This is a genomic window from Synechococcus sp. RS9916 (genome assembly GCF_000153825.1).
Classification (GTDB): domain Bacteria; phylum Cyanobacteriota; class Cyanobacteriia; order PCC-6307; family Cyanobiaceae; genus Synechococcus_C.
This window is the reverse complement of sequence record NZ_DS022299.1, coordinates 177510-200462: the sequence shown is the minus strand read 5'-3', so window position 1 is coordinate 200462 and position 22953 is coordinate 177510. Positions and strand designations below refer to the sequence as shown.

Sequence of the window (22953 nt, the reverse complement as noted above, 5' to 3'; positions counted from 1 at the left end):
AAGAGGCGGGAGTGAGCGACGCAGACCGGAAAGCGACCTGCGCTGAAATCATCATGACACCGTTTTCGGCATCAGGCGGCAGGTCGATCCTGACGCTCACGCCGCGCCGCCAGATCAGATGGATCGGCAGGACTGACCTGAAGGACATCGAGCTGGGATCGAATCATGCGCAATTCCTCGAGAATTGCCGTCAGACACTGTTGGGTCGCCGTCGACGGGGAATTGAGCACCTCAACGGTGACTTCCTTAATCCGCAGCACATCCTTGGCAAAACGAGCCACCTCATTGGGGTGGAACAGAAGCGGATCCTTCTGATCGCTTCTGTACTCAGGGTTGAGCTTGCGGGGATTGAAGGGAGGGTTGAGATTGCGAGGGTCGGTGTTGGTGTAGCGATACACCGAAGCGCGGGAGCGATTCAGGGATTTCTGAACCTCCTCGATACCCACCAGTGATTCGGAGCGGGCCATCACGGCATCAACGTCGGCACCACCTTCAACGCTGAGACCGGGCGAAGAAAGAGTGGGATCAACCGAACGGGGAAACATGCAGGAGGCCTTCTGAGGCTTGATGTCTCGCGGACGTTAGCAGTTGAGACTCATGCTGCAGCCTTACTTGCGGCCCGTGGTGCCAGTTCACTGATCGCCCACGCACGGCGTTCCAGACCGAGGGAATCCGGCTCAGCAGTGATAGCTTCCCGCTTCCTTTGCATCCCCACTCCCATGCGCGTCTCCCGCCTGATGCTGGTGACGCTGCGGGATGTGCCCGCAGACGCGGAGATCGCATCCCATCAGCTGCTGTTGCGCGGGGGCTACATCCGCCGAGTCGGCTCCGGGATTTATGCCTACCTCCCTCTGATGTGGAGAGTGCTGCGCAAGATCAGCGCGATCGTGCAGCAGGAGATGGATGCCACAGGGGCCCTGGAGACTCTGCTTCCCCAGCTTCAACCCGCCGAACTCTGGGAACGCAGCGGTCGCTGGCAGGGCTACACCGCGGGCGAGGGGATCATGTTCCACCTGGAGGATCGCCAGGGGCGCCAGGTCGGACTCGGACCAACCCATGAAGAGGTGGTGACCTCCCTGGCAGGTGAGTTGCTGCGCTCCTACCGCCAGTTACCGGTGACGGTTTACCAGATCCAAAACAAGTTCAGAGATGAGATCCGCCCCCGCTTCGGTCTGATGCGTGGGCGCGAATTCATCATGAAAGACGCCTATTCATTCCACGCCGACGAGCAGGACCTGGGGCGCTGCTACGGCGAGATGGATCTTGCCTACAGGCGCATTTTTGAACGCTGCGGGCTTCAGGCAGTGGCTGTTGAGGCCGACAGTGGCGCCATTGGCGGAGCAGCCTCACAGGAATTCATGGTGACGGCGGAAGCCGGCGAAGACCTCATTCTCACCAGTGAGGACGGTAGTTATGCCGCCAACCTGGAGAAAGCCGTCTCCATCCCCACGCCGGCGACCCCCCTGCCAGCTGGAGACGAGCGGGTCATCGACACGCCCAACCAAGCCAGCATCGACGAACTGTGCAGCGGCCAGGATCTCGACGCCAGCCAGGTGGTGAAAGTGCTGGCGCTGTTGGCACGGATGGAATCTGGGAGCCAACAACCTGTGCTGATCAGCCTTCGCGGTGATCAGGAACTCAACGAGGTGAAGCTGGCCAATGCCGTCTGCGCAACTCTCGACGGTGGCGTCCTCGACATCACTCCCATTAGCGCCGAGCAGGTGAGCAAACAAGGGTTGGAACCCTGGCCCTTTGGCGCCCTCGGCCCCGACCTTCCCGACAGCGTGCTGGAGGGAGCCAAGAGCTGGACCACCCAGTTCCTTCGCTTGGCCGATCCCACCGCCGCGGAGCTTGACCGCTTCGTCTGCGGCGCCAACACCCCCGATCAACACCGTTGGGGAAGCAACTGGAGCAGGCTCGATGGCAGCCCGAAGGCCATCGACCTTCGCAACGCGCAGGCCGGCGACCGCTGCCTGCAATCTCCCGACCAGACCCTGGTGGCCCGTCGTGGCATTGAAGTGGGGCACATCTTCCAGCTGGGACGCAAGTATTCCCAGGCCATGGACGCCACCTTCACCACTGCCGAAGGCGGTCAGGACGCGTTCTGGATGGGTTGCTACGGCATCGGTGTCTCCCGCCTGGCGCAGGCCGCCGTGGAACAACACCACGACAAGGCCGGCATCTGCTGGCCTCTGGCCATCGCCCCCTTCCAGGTGGTGATTGTGGTGGCGAACATGCAGGACGACACCCAGCTCCAGCTGGGCGAGCAGCTTTACAGCACCCTCCAAGCCAGCGGGATCGACGTGCTTCTCGATGACCGCAGCGAACGGGCCGGCGTGAAATTCAAAGATGCCGATCTGATTGGTATCCCCTGGCGACTTGTCGTGGGACGCGATGCGGCCAACGGCCAAGTGGAACTGGTGGAGCGAGCCACCCGCGACACCCAGGTGCTTCCCCACGCCGAGGCGATCACAGCGCTTCGGCAGGTGATGAACACCATCACCAGCCCTACAGTCGACTGAATCCAGAGCAGCGTCCATGTTTTCCGCCCTGCAACGCCTGTCCAGACAACTGATGAGCCTGACCCTGGCGGCCTGCCTGGGTCTCTGCCTGATGCTCACAGCCTGTTCCGGCGCAGGGGCCTCAACCCTCACCGGGGATTACGTGGAAGACACGGTGGCGGTGGTGCACACACTGCAATCCACGATTGCCATGGGGCAGGACGACGAAGGCCGTGCAGAAGCGGAAACCGCTGCGACCGATTTGATCAACGACTACATGTCGCGCTACCGCCCCCGCCCCCAGGTGAATGGCCTCAGCTCCTTCACCACGATGCAAACAGCGCTGAACTCCCTGGCGGGTCATTACAAGACCTACGCCAATCGCCCTCTGCCCGACACCCTCCGTGCACGGGTGGACAAAGAACTGGGCAAGGCGGAGAAGGCCGCGGTACGCGGTAGCTGACCCACAACCGGATTCGCAACGATTCCCCCGAGCCTTTTGACCGAAGGCAGGGGGAACTGCGAAACTCCTTGATTGTGCAGATTGGCGGCTTCGGGCCGCAGTGTCTTTGGCCAACGTTGTCGTCATCGGTGCGCAGTGGGGTGACGAGGGAAAAGGGAAGATCACCGATCTCCTGAGCCGCTCCGCTGATGTCGTTGTCCGGTATCAGGGCGGCGTCAACGCAGGGCACACAATCGTTGTGGACGAGCAGGTGCTGAAACTGCACCTAATTCCATCGGGCATCCTTTATCCCGACACCGTTTGCCTGATTGGTTCAGGCACGGTTGTGGATCCCAAAGTGATGTTGGGTGAGCTCGACATGCTCATCGCCAACGGCATCGATATTTCTGGGCTGAAGCTGTCGTCCACGGCCCACGTGACCATGCCCTACCACCGCCTGCTCGACGAGGCGATGGAGAAGCAGCGGGGCGACCGCAAGATCGGCACCACAGGCCGGGGGATCGGCCCCACCTATGCCGACAAGTCACAGCGCAGCGGCATCCGGGTGATTGACCTACTGGATGAGGCACGCCTTCGCGACCGCCTCGACGGCCCCCTGCAGGAAAAGAATCAGCTGCTCCAGACGATCTACGGCGTCGAACCCCTTGATGCCGAGGACGTGATCAGCGAGTACCTCGCTTACGGCAAGCGGCTCGCTCCCCACGTGGTCGACTGCACCCGGGAGATCCATCAGGCCGCCCGCGACCGCAAAAACATCCTGTTCGAGGGTGCTCAAGGAACCCTGCTCGACCTGGACCACGGCACCTACCCCTACGTCACCTCCTCCAACCCCATTTCCGGTGGAGCCTGCATTGGTGCTGGTGTCGGCCCCACCCTGATCGACCGGGTGATCGGCGTGGCCAAGGCCTACACCACTCGCGTGGGCGAAGGTCCTTTCCCCACCGAACTGGAGGGCAGTCTCAACGACCACCTGTGTGACCGCGGCGGTGAATTTGGCACCACAACGGGCCGCCGGCGCCGCTGTGGCTGGTTCGACGGTGTGATCGGCCGCTACGCCGTCGGCGTGAACGGTCTCGACTGCCTCGCCATCACCAAGCTGGACGTGCTCGACGAACTGGATGAACTCCAGGTGTGCGTGGCCTATGACCTCGACGGTGAGCGCATTGAACACTTCCCGTCCTGCGCCGAGGAATTTGCCCGCTGCCAGCCGATCTTCGTGACCCTGCCCGGCTGGCAGTGCTCCACTGCTGAGTGCCGCACCCTTGAAGACCTGCCCGAAAAGGCCATGGCCTATCTGCGCTTCCTCGCGGATCTGATGGAAGTGCCGATTGCAATCGTGTCGCTCGGTGCCGGCCGCGACCAGACGATTGTGGTGGAGGACCCTATCCATGGCCCCAAACGCGCCTTGCTGAGCGCCTGATCAAGGCCGAGAACTATCAAGGGTGATACTGCGCATACGACGCAGCCTCCCCTGATGAGCACTTCCCGCTTCAACAACAACGCCACCCTCGATGTCGTGGGGATCGGCAACGCCATTGTTGATGTGCTCGTCCAGACCGACGACGGATTCCTCAACACCCATTCCCTTCAGAAGGGTGGGATGGCTCTAATTGACGAGAAACAGGCTGAAACCCTCTACCAAGCCAGTGGCCCAGGCCAGGAGACCTCTGGGGGCTCGGTGGCGAACACCATGGTGGGCATCGCTCAGCTGGGAGGGCGGACCGGATTCATCGGTCGCGTGCGCGATGACCAGCTCGGAACAATCTTCAGCCATGACATCCGGGCCGTGGGCACCCGCTTCGAAACGTCGGCGGCAACCACTGGCGCCACCACAGCCCGCTGCCTGATCTATGTGACTCCAGACGCGGAGCGCACGATGTGCACCTTCCTCGGGGCCTCCACCCAGCTGGAACCCGATGATCTTGATCTGTCGATGGTGAAGCAGACCAAGGTCCTTTATCTCGAGGGCTATCTGTGGGACAGCCCGGCTGCCAAGCGGGCCTTCCTTGCCGGTGCTGAAGCCTGCCGGGCCGCAGGCGGCCAAGTGGCTTTATCCCTCTCCGATGGCTTTTGCGTCGACCGCCACCGCGACAGCTTCCTTGAACTGGTCCACAACCACGTGGACGTGCTGTTCGCCAATGAGGTCGAAATCAAGTCGCTCTACCAAACCGATGACTTCGAAACCGCCCTCGAGCAGGTGCGCGGCCGTTGTTCTGTGATTGCCGTGACCCGCAGCGACCAAGGATCCGTGGTGCTGAGCGGTGATCAGCGCTGGGATGTGGGCATCTACAGCCTTGGCGACCTGGTGGACACCACAGGGGCAGGCGACCTCTATGCCGGTGGCTTCCTGCACGCCTACACCCAGGGAGACTCCCTGGAGCGCTGCGGCCAGCTCGGGGCCCTCTGCGCCGGCCAGATCGTCACCCAGCTGGGCGCCCGCTCCAAGGAGTGCCTCAAGACCCTGGCGAGCACCCACCTCAACTGAGCGCCTACGGCGCCTGGGCAACAGCCTCCGACACCCAGGCGCCGTAGGCCCCCGAAGCCTCGGCCTCCCAGTGGAGAAGTTCGGGGGTGTCGTAGCTGTGGAGCGCCCTCAACCCCTGCTCGAGGCGGGGCCAGCCGGCACGACTGGTTTTGATGAGCAACTGCACTTCCTGCGCAGACTCCAATTGGCCTTGCCAGCGGTAGGTGGAACGCACTGGCAATCGACTCACGCAGGCGGCCAATCCCTGCTCCACCAGCGCCTGCGCCAGAGCATCGGCCTTGCCTTCATCCGCTTCGGTGGTCAGCACCAGAACCAGAGGATCGGCAGTGGTGGCATCCATGGCGATCAGCCCAAGAGGGTGAGCATCTGCTCCACGCTATGCACCACCGGCACGGAGGCAGGTGGGCCAGGGCGGCGCAGGAGCCAAAGGTCGAGGCCCAGCTCAGAGCACACCTGGTGCCAGCAGCGCTCGGTGACGCCACCGGATTGCCGGCAGACAACGGCGTCGATCTGCCAATGGCGGCAAAGCGCTGTTTCCAGACGACCCGGCACGGTTCCCTGGAGCGGCTGCAGCAGAGCCAGGTGCTCGTCAGCCAGGCCAGCAGCCACCGCCTGGCGCAGCGCCAGGGGGGTGGGCAGCACCCGGGCGTGCGGTTGGGCTCCAGCAGCCCGCAAGGGAGGCACGACAGCGGCAAGGTGACGGGCACCCAGGGCTAACAGCACCCTTTTCCCTGCCAAAGCATCACTGGGTATGGCATCCACCCGCTCAATCACCTGCGCAGCAGGAGCTGGTTCCAACGCCCGCTCGAAGCGAACCAAGGGGCAGGAGACCTGATTGACGGCTTGCACCAGCTGAGCGCTCACCTGGGTGGCAAAGGGATGGGTGGCATCGACCAACAGATCGATCCTGGCGTGCTGAATGCGGGCCACGATCGCCCCGACACTGGACAAGGCTCCAGCCCATCGATGGTGGAGAGACAGCGCGTTGTAGGGCCGAAGCGCTGCCTCAGTCACCACACTCACGCTGACCTGAAAACCCCTGGCCAGCAAAGCGCTCGCCAGGGAAGGACCCTCACCTGTTCCGGCGAGCAGCCAGACATGCAACTGGCGATTCCGCGGCTCTTGCATCAGGATGGCGCTCTCTTTCAACGCACCGGACGGCGATGAATCACTGCGTGCTCGAAGTAGAGGTGATGCAGGCACCCACCCTTCGCTACACCCAGGACAACCAGACACCGATCGCCGAAATGGAGGTGCGGTTTGACGGCCTGCGCCCCGATGACCCACCGGGTCAGCTCAAAGTTGTGGGTTGGGGCAACCTGGCGCAGGATCTGCAGAACCGGGTGCAACCAGGCCAGCGCCTGCTGATCGAAGGGCGTCTGCGCATGAACACGGTGCCCCGCCAGGACGGCACCAAGGAGAAACGGGCCGAATTCACCTTGTCCCGACTTCACCCCGTTGGCGCTGCCGCCCCCGCGCAACCCCAGGGTGGCGGTCAAGCGCCGAACGCTGGCATGGCCCCGCAGGGCCAGCGCCAGGCCGCACCCGCACCTGTGCGTCAGAACCCTCCGGCCGCTGCAGCTCCAGCGCCAGCCCCTGAGGCAGCCCAGTGGAACAGTGCCCCTCTGGTGCCGGACACCGACGACATCCCCTTCTGACGACTGCACGGAACGATCAGGTGCGCCGGGCATCGCCCTCCAGGCGTTCTGCAGCGCGCACCAGGAGTTGCCCGAGTTCCCGTTCGAGAGCGGCAAGATCAAGACGCAGCTCGGGCCAACGACCGCTGTCAATCTGCTGAAGCAACCAGGCCCGGTCCTGATCCAGATCGCTGATCAGCGTGGCGAGGTCCGGTTGGTGATCGCGGCCGGGGGAGCTGCTCTCCATCAAGCCAGTGCAGGGTCTTCAGGCATTCTCGCGCGCGCGACGCAGTTGCGCGGCGCGTGCATCAGAGTGGCGTCCATGAAAGATCTGTTCTCACCAGGCAACCTGATTACCGTTGCCGGCGGCGTACTCACCGTGGTGGGAGCCGTTGCCTACGGCACCGGCAACGCCAACCTCAGCCTTCCCACCATTTTCTACGGGATCCCGATTCTCCTGGGGGGTCTGGCCTTGAAATCATCCGAGCTGCCACCGGCCAAACGGGTGGTGCCGGCGAACACCTTCAAGGCGCAGCGGGAAGCCGCAGCCCCCGAGCTGGGCAAGTTGCTGGCCGATGTAACCCGTTGGCGCTACGGCCAGAAAGCCCATCTGGAATCATCCCTGGAAGCTCTCAAGCTCTGGGACGACGACACCCCGCCTCAATTGCTGGAGATTGAAGAACTGAATGGAGCCGACGGCTACGGACTGCGACTGCGCTTTGAGCTTGGTGCAGTGAGCCTTGAGCGCTGGACCGAGAAGCAAGAGCGGCTAGGGCGTTTCTTCGCCAAAGGGCTTCATGCCGATCTCCAGGATCTGGGGGGAGACCGCATCGATCTCCGACTCCTGCAGGCGGCGGCTCCGGCCGCAGGTCAGCATGGAGGGCAGTGAACGCGAGCGATGGCCAGCGACGACACCCTGAGAGTCTCCGTCCTCAGTGAAGCCCTGCCCTACATCCAGCGCTTCGCCGGGCGGCGGATCGTTGTCAAATACGGCGGGGCCGCCATGGTGCACGCCGAGTTGCGTGAAGCGGTCTTTCGCGACCTCGCCCTGCTGACCAGCGTGGGGGTTCAACCGGTGGTGGTCCACGGCGGGGGCCCTGAGATCAACACCTGGCTGAAACGTCTGGAGATTCCTGCCGAGTTTCGCGACGGACTCCGTGTCACCGATCCCGACACCATGGATGTGGTGGAGATGGTGCTGGTCGGCCGGGTCAACAAACAGATCGTCAACGGCTTGAACAAGCTGGGCGCCCGGGCCGTCGGCCTTAGCGGCAGCGACGGATTGCTAGTGGAAGCCCGCCCATGGGGCAATGGCAGCCATGGCCTCGTGGGCGACGTGGCCCGGGTCAACCCTGACGTGCTCGAACCACTACTGGAAAAGGGCTACGTGCCGGTGATTTCCAGTGTGGCGGCCACCCGTGATGGCACCGCCCACAACATCAATGCCGACACCGTGGCCGGAGAACTGGCGGCAGCGCTGGAGGCGGAGAAATTAATCCTGCTTACCGACACCCCTGGGATCCTGCGGGATCGCGACGATCCCGAGTCTCTGATCCCCCAACTGCGTCTGTCGGAAGCGCGCCAACTGATCGAAGACGGCGTCGTGGCGGGGGGCATGACTCCGAAAACCGAGTGCTGCATTCGGGCCCTGGCCCAGGGTGTGGCCGCGGCCCATATCCTCGACGGCCGTGTGCCCCACGCCCTGCTGCTGGAGGTGTTCACCGATGCAGGCATCGGCACGATGGTGATGGGTCGCGGTTGATCGATGAGCTTGCCCACGGCCCCGGCTGAAGCCGCCCTCGACCGGGGTGATTACGGCCAGTGCCTCGAGCTGCTGGAGCCTCTGGCTGAGGCGCATCCGATCACGGACCCCGAAGGAGCCCGCATCCGCATGTTGATGGTCACCGCCTGGATGGGGCAGGGGCAGGAGTCGAAGGCGCTGAGCACCTGCCGGATGCTCACCCGCTGCCGGGACAGCGATCTCCGCCTGCGGGCCAAGCAGCTGCTGGAGGTGCTGGAAGCGCCAAGCCTGCAGCGGCCGGCCAGCTGGTCGATGCAGCTTCCCACCCTGGAGATGTCAGCCCAGATGGGGGAACGCCCACGGCCGATGCGCCGGCGCCGCAACCAAGGGCCGCCACCACCACCGCCGCCGCCGACAGGACCGACCCAGGCCGCTGCACCGGGGTTTGCAGTTGTTGTGATCGCGGTACTGGTCGGGCTCACCCTGCTGCTGGGCAGCTGCGGCCGGCTGAATGCCGACATCGATCTCGTGGGTCCAGACCGGGTAAAGCTGGGCTGGAGCAGTGACAGTGGCACCGGACGACTGCTGCCCTGGCAAACCACCTTTGCGCAGAAACTGAAGGCGGATGGATCGGCCTGGTCCAAAGGAGCAGGCAGCGTGCCTTCAGGGACCCAGCGGTTTGAGGCACCTGTGTTGCGGGCTGCAGACGCAGAACAACTCCTGGCCACCACGATCACCGCAGCAGGAGCTGCGGCAGGGCTGACACTGCCTGCGCCTGAATTGCAGCTGAAGGAACGCAACTGGTTGGTGGGCGTGCAGCAGCAGCTTGAGTTGGTGGTGAATCTCGAGGAGCTTGGTGACCTTCCACTGCCCGCACTGAGCGTGAGCGTGGCGCCCCTGCCGGGATCAGGCCACTCCAGCAGCAACCCCATGCCCGCCGCGGTCGACCACGGCCGGCTGGTGTGGCCCCTTCAAGCGGGAAGCCGCAATCAACTGACTGTGCGCCGCTGGCACTGGAGCCCCCTCGGGCTGGGCAGCGTGGTGGTGGTGCTGCTGCTGGCCCTGACACTGGTGCTGCAGCAGATCCGTCTCAAGTTGGGCTTCGGCTATCCAGAACTGCCGTCTTAGCTGCCATCGGCCACGCGCGTGGCCGCACACCTCACAACTGCAGAGGGTCAGGGTCCACCGCCAGGGCCACATCGGAGGGAAGGGAATCCCAGAGCGCCGTCCCGGGGGGCAAGGGCAAGGCACTGCCGGCTGGCCCATGCAGCAGCAGTTGCCAGCGACTGCGACCGGCCACCCGGGCCACCGGAGCAGGAGCCGGCCCCAGCAACCACCAATTGGCAGCCGCACAAAGCGGGCGTACCTGTTCCGCCAGCACGCTGGCAGCCGTGGCCGTCGCCGCGGCCGACTCGCCGGAGAGACGCAACAGACAGGCGCGACTGAACGGCACGAGTGCAGCCTCCCGTCGTAAGGACACCTCCTCTTCAAGAAATCGCTCGTAGCGGCCATCCACCAGGTGGCGGATCACTGGGTGATCGGGGGAATAGGTCTGCACCAAGACCTGGCCGGGACGCTCGCCGCGGCCAGCCCGACCCGCCAGCTGCAACAGCAACTGCAAACACTGTTCTCCGGCCCGCAGATCCGGACGGTGCAACAAGCCATCCGCAGCCAACACCGCCGCCAGGGTGACCCGGGGAAGATCCATCCCCTTGGCGAGCATCTGGGTTCCCACCAGCACATCCGCTTCACCGGCCGCAAACTGTTCCAGCAGGCGGCGATGGCCATCGCGACCACCAGTGGTGTCGCGGTCAAACCGCAACAACCGCAATCCCTCGAGTTCGTCCGCCAACCGCTCCAGCACCCGCTGCGTTCCGGCACCAAAAGGCTTGAAGGCTGTGGAACCGCAATGGCTGCAGCGGGATTCCACCTCAGCGCGGTGGTCACACCAGTGGCAACGCAACCATTGCCGCCCCGGCTGTTTGCCGTGAACGGTGAGGGCGACATCGCAATGAGGGCACATCACCACCTCACCGCAACTACGGCAGCTGAGAAAACTGCTGTAACCGCGCCGGGGGACCAGCACCACGGCCTGCTCACCGCTCTCGGGCAGCTGGGCCAGACGGTCCATCAGAGCGCGACTGATCAAGCGCTTGTGGCCATCAGCCAACTCCAGGCGCATGTCGATCACATGCACCGGGGGCAGCTCCTGCTGAGAAATCCGCCGGGTGAGGCGTGCCAGGGCCAGAGGGCCTGCAGGAGAGAGCTGTGTCCAGGTTTCGAGCGAGGGGGTCGCGCTGCCTAGCAGAACCCGACCGCCCATACAGCGCACCCGCTCCAGGGCCAGGTCTCGGGCGTGATAGCAGGGCATCGGTGAGTCCTGCTTGTAGGAGCTGTCGTGCTCCTCATCCAGCACGATCAGCCCGAGAGGCGCCAGGGGCAGGAACACGGCGGAACGGGTTCCCACGACCACCAGGGGGCCACTGCCCTGCTGGGAGGCATCAAGAGCACGGCGCCAAGCGCGCACCCGGTCCCGATCACTGCAACCACTGTGATATTCAACGACCCGCTCGCCGAAGCGCCGCCTGCAACGGTCAACGAGTTGCGGGATCAAACCGATCTCCGGTGTGAGCACAAGGGCATGGCGACCCGCTGCCAACTCCCGAGCCACCAGCTGCAGATAGACCTCCGTTTTCCCGGAACCCGTGATGCCCCAGAGCAGCATTCCGCCCCCATCGGGCTGCGAGGAGAACGCCTCCACCACCTGCTGCTGTTCAGGGGTGAGCATCTGAGGCTCCTCCAATGGCGCAGCAGGAGCAGCGTCCGCCTGATCGCCGCTGGATGCGGGTCGCTGCTCGCGCTGCACCAGCCCCCGCTTCAACAGCGCCTGAATCAGGTGGGCACCGAATCCCTCCATCTGGAGCTGGCTCTGCCAGCAACCGTCTGCATCCTGGAGATGGCGAAACAAGTCCTGCTGCCGCCTGGGGAGCGCAGCCTCGGTCGCGTCTGGGCCCGCTGCCGCCACCACCGACACCCACCAGCGCATCCGCTCTGCGACCGGAGCCCTGGGACGCTGCCCGAGCCAACCGGGGGGCAGCGCCGCCTTCAACATCCGGAACGGGCTGGTATGACAACGACAAGCCATGGCATCCAGCCAGGTCCGCCAGGCCGGGTCAACGGCAGCCGCCTGAATCACGGCCTGCACCGGCTGCAGCTTGGGATCGATCGACGCGTCGCCCTGCTCGCGGCAGGCGATCACCAGTCCCTGGAGAGGGCGGCCCCGCAGGGAAACGCGCACCAAATCCCCCAAACCGACACCGAGCTGCTGGCGGTCGCAATAGCTGAATGCACGCCCGTCTCGGCCCGCCTCCAGCCACACATCCACCTCAATCATCCGCCCGGTCGGAAGCACAGTGGTCACCTTCGCCTCCCACGACCGCTACAAAGGTGGAGTTGCAGGTGTCGCAAGTTTTTTTTAAGATAGAGAAGTTGGACAGCTTTACGCTGTTGTCGGAACAAGCAGAGTTCCGTCCAGAGGGAAGACGCGCAGCTCGAACCAGGGATCCATCCCACGTCGGTCGACCGGTCTAAGAACGCCCCTGACAGCCCTGCGTCAGTCCCAGACACCAGCCAAGCCTTGTTAATTCAGTTGCGTCACCGCTTCTCGTTGGATTCGGTGCTGAAGCACGCCTGAACTGCATTGAACTGGCCTGCTGCCGAACTTGGTTTCGGCAGGAGCCGTCGTTACCGCTAACCCTGCTGACCTTCTCGACGTTATGAGTCCTGCTGCGAGCAAAACTAAGGCCAAAGCCGCTGCCAAGCCATCCATCGTGATGCTCGCTGATTCGAGTGGTAAGGCCAAGCCGGTGAAGCCCTCTGCTGAAGAGAAAGCGGCCAAGGCGGCCAAAACCCGCACACCTCGGACCCGTGCAGCTGCGCTTCCCAAAGACACGGATCTGAAAGCGGCTGCAGACGAACTTCTGGCCGCTGCAGACGGTAAAGCCAAGCCCGCCAAGAAAACCACCAAGGCCAGCAGCACCAAAACCAAAACTGCCAAAGCCAAAACCACAACCGCGAAGGCCACTGCAGCCAAATCCACAACCGCCAAGAGCAGCGCTTCAAAAACTGCTGCTAAGGCTGAGGCTGCGCCTGCTGACACCGCCAAAGCAGCTGTGGCCAAACCAGCTGCTAACAAACCAGCGTCAGCTGCCGCTGAAAAAGAGGCCAGGGCCAAAGCTCTGGCCAGCATCAAGGTGGGACCGAAAGGGGTTTACACCGAAGATTCCATTCGCGTTTACCTGCAAGAAATCGGTCGCATCCGCCTGCTGAGGCCGGATGAAGAGATCGAGCTGGCCCGCAAAATCGCCGATCTTCTGCTGCTTGAAGAACTGGCGGCCCAGTTTGAAAGTGATAACGGCCGTGAGCCGGACACCAAGGAGTGGGCAGCCCTGGTGGAAATGCCCCTGATCAAATTCCGCCGCCGCCTGATGCTGGGCCGTCGGGCCAAGGAAAAGATGGTGCAGTCCAACCTGCGCCTGGTGGTGTCGATCGCCAAGAAATACATGAACCGGGGCCTGAGTTTCCAGGACCTGATTCAGGAAGGCAGCCTCGGCCTGATCCGCGCCGCAGAGAAATTCGACCACGAGAAGGGCTACAAGTTCTCCACTTACGCCACCTGGTGGATCCGTCAGGCGATCACCCGTGCCATCGCCGACCAGTCGCGCACCATCCGCCTGCCGGTTCACCTCTACGAGACCATCTCGCGGATCAAGAAAACCACCAAGGTGCTCAGCCAGGAATTCGGTCGCAAGCCGACGGAAGAAGAGATCGCCGAATCGATGGAGATGACCATCGAGAAGCTGCGCTTCATCGCCAAGAGCGCCCAGCTGCCCATCTCTCTGGAAACCCCGATCGGCAAGGAAGAGGATTCCCGCCTGGGTGACTTCATCGAAGCCGACATCGAAAATCCAGAACAGGACGTGGCAAAGAACCTGCTGCGGGAAGACCTGGAAGGGGTGCTGGCCACCCTCAGCCCACGGGAGCGGGATGTGCTGCGCCTCCGCTACGGCCTCGACGACGGTCGGATGAAGACCCTCGAAGAAATCGGCCAGATCTTCGATGTGACCCGAGAGCGCATCCGCCAGATCGAAGCCAAGGCGCTGCGCAAGCTGCGTCACCCCAACCGCAACGGGGTGCTCAAGGAATACATCAAGTAATCAAGGAGCAAGAGCCACCCCGGCTCTTCCCATCCTCTCCACTTCACCCAGTCATGCACTGGGTTTTTTAATGCCTAGAAAACAATAGAAATCGGCCAAACTCACCGTCCACTTAAAACAGCATCGTGAGTTGAAGCAAGCCGCTCAGCGAGTCATCCTCAGCATCGCGATCCCCCACCAGAGGAAGCACGGTGATCGTGGGTTGCAGATACAGCCAGTCAGCAAGAGCGACTTGCACATACCCCTGCAACATCAACTCATTGGCATTGAACTCAGCCTCCAGAAATGGCTGAGTTCGGTTGATCTCAGCCCAGGCCAGGCCAACACCAATGCTGTCATTCGGGCGGCTTTCCAAAGGCCCAATCGCCGTGAGTCCGGCCGTGACAGACGCACCCATGTGATTGCTGATCGATGGCGACCATCCAGCACTGAGAAAACTCGTGATCCCACTGCTGTCTTGCTCGGGGCGAAAACTGGACAAACGCTGAGTCAGCAATGCATACACCCCCCATGCACCCAGTTCGGCAAAGCAATTGGTGGGAACGCTGTCTTGGCAGACCACAGATTCACCACCTGATAACGAGGGTCTGTCGTTTGATCAGGGCGGTTGATGTTGGCAAACGTGATACTGGCTGACTGCTTTCCTGCAATCAAACGGAGCCGTCCATCCCAAAAATCCTTGCGGACCGCGAACTCAAACAATTCCGAACGATTCCAAGGTGGTGGTGTTGTGAGGCTGTTAGACCCCTGCACACTGCCTGTCACCAAACCTGCATCGCTTGTGGTGTTCACCTGCAGACCCTGAACCCAGATCCAGGTGTGATCCAGACCGATGGCTTTACCCAGATCCAAACTCGCTTCCAGCAGGAATTCCTGAGCACCATTGACGCCGTTCTGGTCGGACACACCTCCTGCCCACTGGGAGGTGCCATTGCCAACCCAAACACCGCTGATGCGCAGAGCACCATCAGCAGGCAGGCCCAACAAACGCCCCAACTCCCCGGTGCCAGGAGCTTTTTGCGATGCAGCCGGGTTACTCGTAGGGGGGCTCGGCTGAGCCATCAGTGGCGCAGCCCCAAGCCAGACCGATGCGATCAAAGCGCGGATCACCATCCCACCAAGAGCCTGACCAACCTGCACCTAGCTCACATCGGCAAACAACTGACAGGGGAAGCAGACCATCTGCAGCGCATCACGGCAAGGTTGCAAGACAACACGGCTTCAAGAAGCGATGTGCTCAGGAAAGTATGCCCGCAACAATCTCGATTGGAGAAGCTAGGGCACTTGAAACCTGAGCAACGAAACATCTCACAACATCCCAGGCAAGGATGAAAAAAGGCCTAGAAGAACGACCTGCATCACAAACACCGAAACAGTCCCAAGCCAAGCCAGGCGGAGAGACTGCGAGTGAAGCCAATTCCCGTAAAGACGACTAAGCCATGGAACCAAAAAATGACCGGTCAGCAGAACAGTGATCAGATTGCCAATCAACATATTCAATGGCAAAGGCAATCGACCAAGGCTAGAGCTGCCAAAAACCGTTAATAACATTACCGAGGGATATAGCGCTAACCAAACCAGCAGATTGACCTTCCAGATCGGAACCTTTTTAGGCTGCCTCATCTGAATCCACTGATCAAAGGAATCCGCCTCAAGAGTTCCTTGATAGCGATAATTCATCAAGGTTTCAGCCTGATGCAACAACCCCCGTCGCTGTGGACTGTCTAGCCAATGCAGGCATTGATCCAGAGCCTCGAACACAATCCGCGTTGTTGCCAGCACATGCTGGCCATCCTCTTTTTCCTGAAATGAAATGGATTGACCGCGGTATCCCTCAAAACGATTGGCGACCTCATTCATTTCACGCTGAAAGTCTTCAAATGACTGCCGACTCTCGCAAGGAATCACACTATGAATGGTGTACACAAAATGACCCGAATCAAACAATTCGGAATCACTCAACGGAGCCATAGCATTCAGTAACGCGCCCCATCAGGGAGCAAACGGAATTCTTTCCAGACCTCACAGGCCTCACCCTGAAGAAGTTGCATGAGCTTGATATCGCGCTTGTCTTTGGGCTGTTGCATGTCCTCATTGATCGCCTGATCCGAGAACAAATCGCTGTAATCCGACCATGCAGCGGCATAGAACACCGTGCGAATCCCAGCCCAATACGCGGTGGCGTAACACATTGGACAACACTCACAGCTTGTGTACATCACACAACCACTGAGATCCCAGGTTCCAAGTTTTTTGCAAGCCGCCCGGATCGCGTTGACCTCTGCGTGAGCACTGGGGTCAAGATCCCTCACCACACTGTTTCCTGCTGCTGCCACCACCTCTCCGTCCTTAGCGACCACAGCACCGAAAGGCCCTCCTGTTTTCTTCACCACACCGGCGTCGCGCATCAGCCGGATCGCCTCACGCATCAGTGTTTGATCCTGATCCGAGGCCATGACATCGCAAACGGCTGATCACAGGTTGGCCATGGCCACCAGGCGGGGCAACCGATCGCCATGCCAGCCCCTCAGGCCGCTCGACTTGCAGGATTTCACTCCCAATACTGCAAAGCGTCCTGCAACAGCCCCCTGGCTGCATTGGCTTGCGAGCCTGCTGCACTGAAGGTGACCAAAGCCGCCACCGTTGAAGAGTCCAAGCACTGGTCCATGGCCTGGGCCGCGAACCAAGTTCCGGCCCGCACCAGAAACGTTTCCACAGCCGCCAGCACACGAATGCAGAGCTCGATCTCCTCGCTGTAGTTCGAACACAGCGACTTGATCCCAACGGCAAAACGCGTCGCGGCCTGCTCATCGCCGTGCAGCAAAACGAGCGCCTGATGCAGCTGACGCTTGGCCGCTTTCTGGGCCGCCAGGATCGGCAGCATCCGTTGCCCCTGGGAATGGCCCTCCTGCTGCGTTCGCTGCAGATGCTTGACCCCAGCCTCCAGCTGCAGCGCCAGCAATTCTTCGATCGCCCGCAGCGCAGCGGAATAGCGATCAAAGCGACAGGCCTGCTCAATCAGCGCCGCAGCATTCTTGGCGGAAGCCCCGACCTCCTCCTCCCCGTTGCCAGCCGTCGCGACAGGCTGGAGTTCACCGTTGTCGTCAAAACGCAGCGCGATGGGCGACCCCAATGACGGGGACTGGCCCACCCGCAATCGCCCATCCGCGGAGGATTCGATGATCAAACCAAAGGGAAGATCCACCACCAGGGCGCTGCTGCTGCGTCCATGCTGGCGCCCAAGGCTCCAGCAACGGGCCACCCCCAGGCGCTAGGCGATCAGACCGTCCATCCCATGGAGCACATGGGTGACCTGGTCAGCATTGACCCAGTGAATGCAACCGTCGTCCACGTCCGCGATCTGAAACAGACTGTTCACCCGGGGGTCTCGGGCACCGCCCTCGCAAAACACCACCTGCCCCATCCACCAATCGCCGTCGTCGTGCAGGGCGACCTGCGTGGCTTTGGCCACAATCACAAAATCGCCAGGACGCACACTGAGAAACACCGGCGGGACATCCAAAGCGTCCGGACGGGGACGAGCAGCACGATCAACGCTCACCAGACACCTCTATCAATACAAATGTTCTAGCGCTCCTTCTGTGGGTTGTCAGCGGTGACCGGCAGGTAGCGACGGGTTGCGTAACGGGCACTGGCACCCCGAGAGCCGCCCAAGCGAACGGTTTCGATCAGCTGATCCTGTTCAAGCCGAAACCCATGGGAAGAGACAAGGGGCGACGGGCCCTCCTCGAGTCGCCCAAGCGAACCGGTCCTGCACCGCAGCTGCTGTGCATCCCAGCTGACGCGATAAACCCAGCCGTTCTTCACAAGGCGGTAGTGCAGGGGGCGGCCCTTGATGGGCGCCAGATCCACCGGGCGGTAGTTGGCCTGCACGAGACACTGCTCTTCCCAGCGCTGCAGGGTCTGAAGGGGAAGCGGCTTCTGCTGACGCGGCTCGGGACGGTAGTAAGCGCGACCAACCGGCCCGAACAGAGCCCACGATTCGAGCACAAGCACCTGCTCATCAGGCAGAAGGCGATAACGAAATGCACCCAACGCCAAGCCCTGCTGCTCTTGGCCCAACACGCCTTTGAAGGCAAGACCACAGCGCTGCTGTGGCTGCTGCCAAACCCGCTGGTCAACACGGCCATCCCGCACCACCAGACGCCCCAGCGGCACGCCGCTCCCGGAACCCGATGGCGGCGGGACGAGGAAGTCACCGGAAGAACCACAGGCGGACACCGTCTGAGCAGGGCCCGACTGAGCGGGGATTGCATGAGCCAGCGGCAGCAAGGCCACCATCGCCGCCAAAACGAAACCGAACCGATTCATCCAGCCGCTCCTGATCACAGCCGCAAGCTATGGAGAGCGCAGGGTGCACACCGTGAGCACGATCACACCGCGCGGTGACACGGCCACAAAGCCCAAGAAGCCCCCAAAAAAGCCCTTAGGGTGAGGCCACTTTTGGTGGAGAGCGATGGCCTACGAGTACCGGGTGGTGGGTGTGAACGTGACGCCGATTCCGGCCCCTGATCCGGTGAAGGCCAGCGAACAACTCAAGGTGTCGAAGGAATTCCTTGAAAAGGAATTTGCCAGCCACTACCAAAACAGTCAGGCCACCAACACACCCTTGCAGGTCCAGAACCTGCTGAACATCTACGGGAAGCGGGGCTGGCAGCACTACTACGAAGGCAAGATCGGCGACCAGGTGCTGCTCTATTTCCGCAGGTCGATCGACGCGGCAATCCCCGACGTGGCATTTACCGCGGAAGAGGAGGCCACCACCCAGATGCTGGCGGTCGAACAACGCCCCTGAGGCGACGGCTTAAGGGGCGGCCGCCCCAGCAACGAACGCCAACCCTCAAGCCTCAATGCTGTCGGTGAATTCCTGAAAGGCGCGCTTCAACCGCTCCACAGGGGTGTCGGAAGGAGGGCATTCCTGATTGGTACGCGTGGTGTAGGCCTGAATCAAACGAGGCTCCGGGTCGAGGATGGAGGCCACAGCACCTTTAAACAGCACCAGGTTGCTCTGGGACGTGAGACCAGCCAGAAACGGAGACAGCAGCCATCCACTCGACGCATTGGCCCCAGCAGCAGCCTCATCGGCATCGATGGCGCGCTTGGGTTGCACCTCAAGAGGCCGCAGCAACTGATAGGCCGGCGCACCGTCCCGATCGGTGGTGTTGCGCAGGCGGGCGATCACAAGCTGACCGCTGCAGAGCAACAACAGCTTGATCGTGCCTTCAGCCAGCAGGGGAAGAAAAGGTGCATCCTCTGCGGCGGCGGGCTGCTGCGGCACTGGATTGACGGAGCCGTTCTGACGGACGCCGTTCACCACCGGACCTGGCATGGAGACGACCTCATCTCGACATATGGCGAATCGTAAAGCTGAGAGCTCGACTGCGTAGTCTGGGCGGCTGCTAGTGACTGTTCATGGCCCTCGAGCAACTGCGCATCGCCTCCCGCCGAAGCCAGCTGGCCATGGTGCAGACCAATTGGGTGAAAGCCGAGCTGGAGAAGGCTCACCCCGGCTTGGCCATTTCCGTGGAAGCCATGGCGACCCAGGGCGACAAGATCCTGGATGTGGCGCTGGCCAAGATCGGCGACAAGGGCCTGTTCACCAAGGAACTGGAAGCCCAGATGCTGGTGGGCCGGGCCGAGATCGCCGTTCACTCCCTCAAGGATCTCCCCACCAACCTGCCGGAAGGCCTGATGCTGGGCTGCATCACAGAACGGGAAGATCCCGCTGACGCCCTGGCGGTGAACGCCAAGAACGCGCAATACAAGCTGGACACCCTGCCTGCGGGCTCGGTGGTGGGCACCAGCTCCCTGCGTCGCCTGGCGCAGCTGCGTCACCACTACCCCCACCTTGAGTTCAAGGATGTGCGCGGCAATGTGATCACCCGCCTCGAGAAGCTCGATTCCGGCGAATACGACTGCCTGATCCTTGCTGCTGCAGGCCTGACCCGCCTGGGCTTCGGCGATCGCATTCACCAGATCATTCCCAGCGAGATCTCACTGCATGCCGTGGGCCAAGGGGCCCTGGGCATCGAATGCGTGGAAGGCAGCCCGGAAGTGCTCGAGTTGATCAAGGTGCTGGAGCACGCTCCCACCGCCGCCCGCTGCCTGGCGGAACGGTCGTTCCTGCGCGAACTCGAAGGAGGCTGCCAGGTGCCGATCGGTGTGAACACCGTGATCGACGGCGACACCCTGACGCTCACCGGCATGGTGGCCAGCCTCGATGGCAAACGTCTGATCCGCGATCAGGCCAGCGGCACGACCGCTGATGCTGAGGCGATCGGCAAACAACTGGCAGACACCCTCAAAGGCCAGGGCGCCGGCGAAATCCTCAAGGAGATTTTCGAGGAAATGCGCCCTCAGTGATCAACAACTGATCCCCGCGTCAGCGGGTGATCATCACTGGAGTGCCCACGTCCACCAGGTCATAGAGCTGCTGGACGTGGGCATTCAGCATGCGGACACACCCATTGGAGACAGCCGCGCGGATCTTCACCCAGTGAGGCCAAGGGGTGCCGTGGATTCCGAACTGATTCTCCCCTTGCTGCAGGAACCCGATCCAGCGGTGCCCCAGGGGACCACCAGGACCGGTGACAGGATGCACCTTGCCCGACTTGGTGCTCTGGTACTGCGGATTGATCCGCATGTTCTCCACCTTGAAGACCCCTGCCGGGGTGGGGGTCTTGGGATCTCCAATGGCCACAGGCCACAGGCCCAGTTGCTGGCCATCACGGATCACGCTGATCCTGCGGCTGGCCAGATCGAGATGAATGCGGGTTTCTGCTCCCACGGTGAGACTCGCCACCTGGGGATCAGCCGCTCTGGTCACGACTGGAGCTGCCACAGACACCACCAGGGACGCCGCCAACACAGCCGCAGACGAACGGAAAACCGACACAACGCGAATTGACATGAGACCCGCTAGACCCGCTGGTCTCAACCTAAATATCGGTCAGAGAAAAAACAGCACTGACGGCATGAAGACAAAGCAAAGGCGGGGTCTCCCCCGCCTGTTCTGTATCAAGACGCCTGCGCCTGAACTCAGTCGACCAGCTTGGGGTCGATCTCAGCCATATAACGGGCCTCGCAGCTCTTGATGATCTCCACAGCCTTCTCAGTGCCGAAGAAGCCGTTGACGCTGCAGGTGCCAGGCTTCTTCAGATCCTTGTAGTGCTCCCAGTAGTAGGTGGTTTCCTTCTTCCAGTGGTCGCCAAGGTCTTCCCAGCTCTTGATGTGATCCATGCGCTTGTCATCCGCAAGCACGGCGATCACTTTGTCGTCGACTTCACCGCCGTCATCGAAGGTCATGATGCCGATGATGCGGGCTTCAACGATGGAGCCGGGGATCAGGGGCTCAGTCACGCCCACGATCTCGATGTCGAGAGGATCGCCATCTTCGTCCCAGGTGCGGGGAATGCAGCCGTAGGCAAACGGATACGCCAGGGAGGAATAGCCAACGCGGTCGAGCTTGAGGTGACCGGTCTCGGTGATCAGCTCGTATTTGTTGATCGTGTTGGAGTTGAGCTCCACGATCGTGTTCAGGCGCAGCTCCGCCTCATCGGCGAAGGCCGGCAGCACGTGCAGCAGGTTGGGCATGCTGCGGCTCGGAGCCTGGTCGAGATTGGCCATGGGGGGCGATGGACAGCGCCGCCGATCCTACGAGTCACACCCGTTGACACCGCCTGCACGCGATCACAAGCAGCAACGCAGCCACCGCGGCGAATCGACCGGATCCATCAATCCACCAGGTCGACCCCTTTGCCGCGGTAGAAGGCGAAGCGTTCACGGATGGCCTCCGCAGCCGGCTTGGGGGTTTCGTAACTCCAGACCACATTCTGGAGAACCTCTCCATCGACCACCACATCCCAGTAACGGGCGGTTCCTTTCCACCCACACACCGTGGTGAGTCTGGAATCACGGAAGTACGCAGCCCGCATCGCTGCACGGGGGAAATAGGGATTGCCATCGACCATTTCAAGATCGGTGCTCTCCGCAATCACAGTGCCCTTGACAATCGCTTTCATCGCCTGAGTGCCGATCGGATCGTGATTGTGACGCAAGCAAGCCGGCAACCGAGAGGCCCAGCAGCCTGCTGCCGGTTAGCCGAACCAACGGCGATCACGACCGCAACGCCCAGCACATAGGGTCATGCCCTGCTCAGCCCCGTCGGGCCGATTCATGGTGGAGCTCTACCTGGAGGCGCGCCTCCACAACCGCATCTCCGATGCCGATTACCGCGCTCTGTTGTTGCGTCAGGACCTTGACCACCAAGAGCAGAAGTTGCGGCAAACCCTGCTGCAGTTGATCGATGTCGGCTCCATACGGCTCGACACCGCAGCCACCTCTGCCTAAGAGGGGAGGGCGATTCCGTAGCGATCGTTCACCCGCCCGGGAGGGAATTTTCTGCGGCCAAAAAATAAGCACAATCGCCCAGAGCCAACGGGATGCAGGGGAACCATCCTGGGTCCACGGGCATCAAGCCTGAATGGGATGGGGGCAAAGTCGAGGTGGGGGCCTCGGCTTTTTTATTGGCGCAAACCAGGGTCAACCAAAGGTGCGGCCGTTCCACCCCCAGGCACTGGCCTGCACATCGTCGAAACCGATGTAGATGCGATTGGCGGGGATGCCGGTGCGCGCACTGATCAGCTCACTGAAGACCGCCGTCATCGCCGGTGGCTTCAGTGCTCCGATCGACTTGACCTCCACATAAGCGCAGGGATCGGTGCTGCCCGCGAAGGTCATGGGCACTCCGGTCTCCATCAGCGTCATCACGTAGGCCTCAGGCTTGCCGGTCTGCTCAGCAAGCAGGGCCGACAACTGTTTGAGCAGAACCTCGGCATCGTCAACAGAGGCAAGGGAGGTGCGCACGTTGATCAGGGGCACGGGCGACCG

The 22953-nt window shown here is 62.0% G+C and carries 29 protein-coding genes; 12 read left to right on the top strand and 17 right to left on the bottom strand.

Features of this window, described 5'->3' with window-relative positions:
- Positions 1-71 precede the first annotated feature (71 nt).
- Complete coding sequence (locus RS9916_RS01285; RefSeq protein WP_007097362.1) at positions 72-545, bottom strand: hypothetical protein; 474 nt, start codon at positions 543-545, stop codon at positions 72-74.
- Between the two features lie 174 nt (positions 546-719).
- On the opposite strand from RS9916_RS01285, the gene RS9916_RS01280 reads away from it, so the two are divergent.
- The 4 genes from RS9916_RS01280 to RS9916_RS01265 all read left to right on the top strand — a co-directional run bounded on the left by RS9916_RS01280 (position 720) and on the right by RS9916_RS01265 (position 5449).
- Complete coding sequence (locus RS9916_RS01280; RefSeq protein WP_007097360.1) at positions 720-2522, top strand: proline--tRNA ligase; 1803 nt, start codon at positions 720-722, stop codon at positions 2520-2522.
- A 16-nt stretch (positions 2523-2538) separates the two neighbouring features.
- A complete protein-coding gene (gene psb27, locus RS9916_RS01275; protein WP_007097359.1) occupies positions 2539-2964 on the top strand; it encodes a photosystem II protein Psb27 in 426 nt (141 codons plus the stop codon).
- A 100-nt stretch (positions 2965-3064) separates the two neighbouring features.
- On the top strand, positions 3065-4384 hold the full coding sequence (locus tag RS9916_RS01270; protein ID WP_198003374.1) for an adenylosuccinate synthase: 1320 nt from the start codon (positions 3065-3067) through the stop codon (positions 4382-4384).
- Between the two features lie 54 nt (positions 4385-4438).
- A complete protein-coding gene (locus RS9916_RS01265) occupies positions 4439-5449 on the top strand; it encodes an adenosine kinase (protein ID WP_007097357.1) in 1011 nt (336 codons plus the stop codon).
- A gap of 4 nt (positions 5450-5453) precedes the next feature.
- On the opposite strand, the gene cutA is transcribed toward RS9916_RS01265, so the two are convergent.
- A complete protein-coding gene (gene cutA / locus RS9916_RS01260; RefSeq protein ID WP_007097356.1) occupies positions 5454-5789 on the bottom strand; it encodes a divalent-cation tolerance protein CutA in 336 nt (111 codons plus the stop codon).
- A 5-nt stretch (positions 5790-5794) separates the two neighbouring features.
- A complete protein-coding gene (gene cobK / locus RS9916_RS01255; protein WP_038023989.1) occupies positions 5795-6577 on the bottom strand; it encodes a precorrin-6A reductase in 783 nt (260 codons plus the stop codon).
- 35 nt (positions 6578-6612) lie between these two features.
- On the opposite strand from cobK, the gene RS9916_RS01250 reads away from it, so the two are divergent.
- Positions 6613-7107, top strand: a complete 495-nt coding sequence (locus RS9916_RS01250; RefSeq protein WP_007097354.1) for a single-stranded DNA-binding protein — start codon at positions 6613-6615, stop codon at positions 7105-7107.
- Positions 7108-7123: 16 nt separating this feature from the next.
- Here RS9916_RS01250 and RS9916_RS01245 read toward each other — a convergent pair whose 3' ends face one another.
- On the bottom strand, positions 7124-7333 hold the full coding sequence (locus RS9916_RS01245; protein WP_007097353.1) for a hypothetical protein: 210 nt from the start codon (positions 7331-7333) through the stop codon (positions 7124-7126).
- 75 nt (positions 7334-7408) lie between these two features.
- On the opposite strand from RS9916_RS01245, the gene RS9916_RS01240 reads away from it, so the two are divergent.
- Genes RS9916_RS01240 through RS9916_RS01230 form a run of 3 tightly spaced genes read left to right on the top strand, consistent with a single transcriptional unit; the run spans position 7409 to position 9955 of the window.
- Positions 7409-7975: a DUF2854 domain-containing protein gene (locus RS9916_RS01240; protein ID WP_007097352.1), complete on the top strand. Its 567-nt coding sequence runs from the start codon at positions 7409-7411 to the stop codon at positions 7973-7975.
- Between the two features lie 9 nt (positions 7976-7984).
- Complete coding sequence (gene argB, locus RS9916_RS01235) at positions 7985-8848, top strand: acetylglutamate kinase (protein WP_007097351.1); 864 nt, start codon at positions 7985-7987, stop codon at positions 8846-8848.
- A 3-nt stretch (positions 8849-8851) separates the two neighbouring features.
- Positions 8852-9955: a DUF3153 domain-containing protein gene (locus RS9916_RS01230; RefSeq protein WP_007097350.1), complete on the top strand. Its 1104-nt coding sequence runs from the start codon at positions 8852-8854 to the stop codon at positions 9953-9955.
- Between the two features lie 31 nt (positions 9956-9986).
- Here the strand turns inward: RS9916_RS01230 and priA are convergent, their stop codons facing one another.
- Complete coding sequence (gene priA, locus RS9916_RS01225; RefSeq protein ID WP_050752224.1) at positions 9987-12221, bottom strand: primosomal protein N'; 2235 nt, start codon at positions 12219-12221, stop codon at positions 9987-9989.
- 382 nt (positions 12222-12603) lie between these two features.
- Between priA and rpoD the strand changes: the two genes are divergently transcribed.
- Positions 12604-14043 (top strand): RNA polymerase sigma factor RpoD, encoded by a 1440-nt coding sequence (gene rpoD, locus RS9916_RS01220; protein WP_007097348.1) that lies wholly within the window; start codon positions 12604-12606, stop codon positions 14041-14043.
- Positions 14044-14155: 112 nt separating this feature from the next.
- Here the strand turns inward: rpoD and RS9916_RS15030 are convergent, their stop codons facing one another.
- The 7 genes from RS9916_RS15030 to RS9916_RS01190 form a co-directional block, all read right to left on the bottom strand.
- On the bottom strand, positions 14156-14524 hold the full coding sequence (locus RS9916_RS15030; RefSeq protein ID WP_232199491.1) for a carbohydrate porin: 369 nt from the start codon (positions 14522-14524) through the stop codon (positions 14156-14158).
- Positions 14525-14532: 8 nt separating this feature from the next.
- Positions 14533-15183 (bottom strand): hypothetical protein, encoded by a 651-nt coding sequence (locus RS9916_RS15025; protein ID WP_007097346.1) that lies wholly within the window; start codon positions 15181-15183, stop codon positions 14533-14535.
- 168 nt (positions 15184-15351) lie between these two features.
- Positions 15352-16014, bottom strand: a complete 663-nt coding sequence (locus tag RS9916_RS01210) for a hypothetical protein (RefSeq protein WP_007097345.1) — start codon at positions 16012-16014, stop codon at positions 15352-15354.
- 5 nt (positions 16015-16019) lie between these two features.
- The gene (locus RS9916_RS01205; protein ID WP_007097344.1) at positions 16020-16499 is read right to left on the bottom strand and encodes a nucleoside deaminase; all 480 of its coding nucleotides are present in this window, start codon (positions 16497-16499) and stop codon (positions 16020-16022) included.
- 95 nt (positions 16500-16594) lie between these two features.
- A complete protein-coding gene (locus RS9916_RS01200; protein WP_007097342.1) occupies positions 16595-17305 on the bottom strand; it encodes a hypothetical protein in 711 nt (236 codons plus the stop codon).
- Between the two features lie 9 nt (positions 17306-17314).
- Positions 17315-17605, bottom strand: a complete 291-nt coding sequence (locus RS9916_RS01195) for a DUF3104 domain-containing protein (protein WP_007097341.1) — start codon at positions 17603-17605, stop codon at positions 17315-17317.
- A gap of 26 nt (positions 17606-17631) precedes the next feature.
- The gene (locus RS9916_RS01190) at positions 17632-18375 is read right to left on the bottom strand and encodes a hypothetical protein (RefSeq protein WP_007097340.1); all 744 of its coding nucleotides are present in this window, start codon (positions 18373-18375) and stop codon (positions 17632-17634) included.
- A gap of 145 nt (positions 18376-18520) precedes the next feature.
- On the opposite strand from RS9916_RS01190, the gene RS9916_RS01185 reads away from it, so the two are divergent.
- Positions 18521-18859 (top strand): hypothetical protein, encoded by a 339-nt coding sequence (locus tag RS9916_RS01185; protein WP_007097339.1) that lies wholly within the window; start codon positions 18521-18523, stop codon positions 18857-18859.
- A 45-nt stretch (positions 18860-18904) separates the two neighbouring features.
- On the opposite strand, the gene RS9916_RS01180 is transcribed toward RS9916_RS01185, so the two are convergent.
- Positions 18905-19393 (bottom strand): DUF6561 domain-containing protein, encoded by a 489-nt coding sequence (locus tag RS9916_RS01180; protein ID WP_007097338.1) that lies wholly within the window; start codon positions 19391-19393, stop codon positions 18905-18907.
- An 83-nt stretch (positions 19394-19476) separates the two neighbouring features.
- Here RS9916_RS01180 and hemC point away from each other — a divergent pair, with 83 nt between their 5' ends.
- The gene (hemC, locus tag RS9916_RS01175) at positions 19477-20427 is read left to right on the top strand and encodes a hydroxymethylbilane synthase (protein ID WP_007097337.1); all 951 of its coding nucleotides are present in this window, start codon (positions 19477-19479) and stop codon (positions 20425-20427) included.
- A gap of 19 nt (positions 20428-20446) precedes the next feature.
- Here hemC and RS9916_RS01170 read toward each other — a convergent pair whose 3' ends face one another.
- From RS9916_RS01170 to RS9916_RS01160, 3 genes are all read right to left on the bottom strand, one after another.
- Positions 20447-20974: a L,D-transpeptidase gene (locus tag RS9916_RS01170; RefSeq protein ID WP_007097336.1), complete on the bottom strand. Its 528-nt coding sequence runs from the start codon at positions 20972-20974 to the stop codon at positions 20447-20449.
- A 128-nt stretch (positions 20975-21102) separates the two neighbouring features.
- A complete protein-coding gene (locus tag RS9916_RS01165) occupies positions 21103-21690 on the bottom strand; it encodes an inorganic diphosphatase (RefSeq protein WP_007097335.1) in 588 nt (195 codons plus the stop codon).
- A gap of 107 nt (positions 21691-21797) precedes the next feature.
- Positions 21798-22085, bottom strand: a complete 288-nt coding sequence (locus RS9916_RS01160; protein WP_038023985.1) for a DUF427 domain-containing protein — start codon at positions 22083-22085, stop codon at positions 21798-21800.
- A 124-nt stretch (positions 22086-22209) separates the two neighbouring features.
- Here RS9916_RS01160 and RS9916_RS14255 point away from each other — a divergent pair, with 124 nt between their 5' ends.
- The gene (locus RS9916_RS14255; protein WP_156777449.1) at positions 22210-22413 is read left to right on the top strand and encodes a hypothetical protein; all 204 of its coding nucleotides are present in this window, start codon (positions 22210-22212) and stop codon (positions 22411-22413) included.
- Between the two features lie 192 nt (positions 22414-22605).
- Here the strand turns inward: RS9916_RS14255 and RS9916_RS01155 are convergent, their stop codons facing one another.
- A complete protein-coding gene (locus RS9916_RS01155; protein ID WP_038023013.1) occupies positions 22606-22944 on the bottom strand; it encodes a phenylpyruvate tautomerase MIF-related protein in 339 nt (112 codons plus the stop codon).
- Between the last annotated feature and the right edge of the window lie 9 nt (positions 22945-22953).

Coding starts and splice junctions, on each gene's coding strand:
- RS9916_RS01285 (WP_007097362.1), bottom strand. CDS start 545: ATGTTTCCCCGTTCGGTTGATCCCACTCTTTCTTCGCCCGGTCTCAGC.
- RS9916_RS01280 (WP_007097360.1), top strand. CDS start 720: ATGCGCGTCTCCCGCCTGATGCTGGTGACGCTGCGGGATGTGCCCGCA.
- psb27 (WP_007097359.1), top strand. CDS start 2,539: ATGTTTTCCGCCCTGCAACGCCTGTCCAGACAACTGATGAGCCTGACC.
- RS9916_RS01265 (WP_007097357.1), top strand. CDS start 4,439: ATGAGCACTTCCCGCTTCAACAACAACGCCACCCTCGATGTCGTGGGG.
- cutA (WP_007097356.1), bottom strand. CDS start 5,789: ATGGATGCCACCACTGCCGATCCTCTGGTTCTGGTGCTGACCACCGAA.
- cobK (WP_038023989.1), bottom strand. CDS start 6,577: ATGCAAGAGCCGCGGAATCGCCAGTTGCATGTCTGGCTGCTCGCCGGA.
- RS9916_RS01250 (WP_007097354.1), top strand. CDS start 6,613: ATGAATCACTGCGTGCTCGAAGTAGAGGTGATGCAGGCACCCACCCTT.
- RS9916_RS01245 (WP_007097353.1), bottom strand. CDS start 7,333: ATGGAGAGCAGCTCCCCCGGCCGCGATCACCAACCGGACCTCGCCACG.
- RS9916_RS01240 (WP_007097352.1), top strand. CDS start 7,409: ATGAAAGATCTGTTCTCACCAGGCAACCTGATTACCGTTGCCGGCGGC.
- argB (WP_007097351.1), top strand. CDS start 7,985: ATGGCCAGCGACGACACCCTGAGAGTCTCCGTCCTCAGTGAAGCCCTG.
- RS9916_RS01230 (WP_007097350.1), top strand. CDS start 8,852: ATGAGCTTGCCCACGGCCCCGGCTGAAGCCGCCCTCGACCGGGGTGAT.
- priA (WP_050752224.1), bottom strand. CDS start 12,221: ATGATTGAGGTGGATGTGTGGCTGGAGGCGGGCCGAGACGGGCGTGCA.
- rpoD (WP_007097348.1), top strand. CDS start 12,604: ATGAGTCCTGCTGCGAGCAAAACTAAGGCCAAAGCCGCTGCCAAGCCA.
- RS9916_RS01210 (WP_007097345.1), bottom strand. CDS start 16,014: ATGGCTCCGTTGAGTGATTCCGAATTGTTTGATTCGGGTCATTTTGTG.
- RS9916_RS01205 (WP_007097344.1), bottom strand. CDS start 16,499: ATGGCCTCGGATCAGGATCAAACACTGATGCGTGAGGCGATCCGGCTG.
- RS9916_RS01190 (WP_007097340.1), bottom strand. CDS start 18,375: ATGAATCGGTTCGGTTTCGTTTTGGCGGCGATGGTGGCCTTGCTGCCG.
- RS9916_RS01185 (WP_007097339.1), top strand. CDS start 18,521: ATGGCCTACGAGTACCGGGTGGTGGGTGTGAACGTGACGCCGATTCCG.
- RS9916_RS01180 (WP_007097338.1), bottom strand. CDS start 19,393: ATGCCAGGTCCGGTGGTGAACGGCGTCCGTCAGAACGGCTCCGTCAAT.
- hemC (WP_007097337.1), top strand. CDS start 19,477: ATGGCCCTCGAGCAACTGCGCATCGCCTCCCGCCGAAGCCAGCTGGCC.
- RS9916_RS01170 (WP_007097336.1), bottom strand. CDS start 20,974: ATGTCAATTCGCGTTGTGTCGGTTTTCCGTTCGTCTGCGGCTGTGTTG.
- RS9916_RS01165 (WP_007097335.1), bottom strand. CDS start 21,690: ATGGCCAATCTCGACCAGGCTCCGAGCCGCAGCATGCCCAACCTGCTG.
- RS9916_RS01160 (WP_038023985.1), bottom strand. CDS start 22,085: ATGAAAGCGATTGTCAAGGGCACTGTGATTGCGGAGAGCACCGATCTT.
- RS9916_RS14255 (WP_156777449.1), top strand. CDS start 22,210: ATGCCCTGCTCAGCCCCGTCGGGCCGATTCATGGTGGAGCTCTACCTG.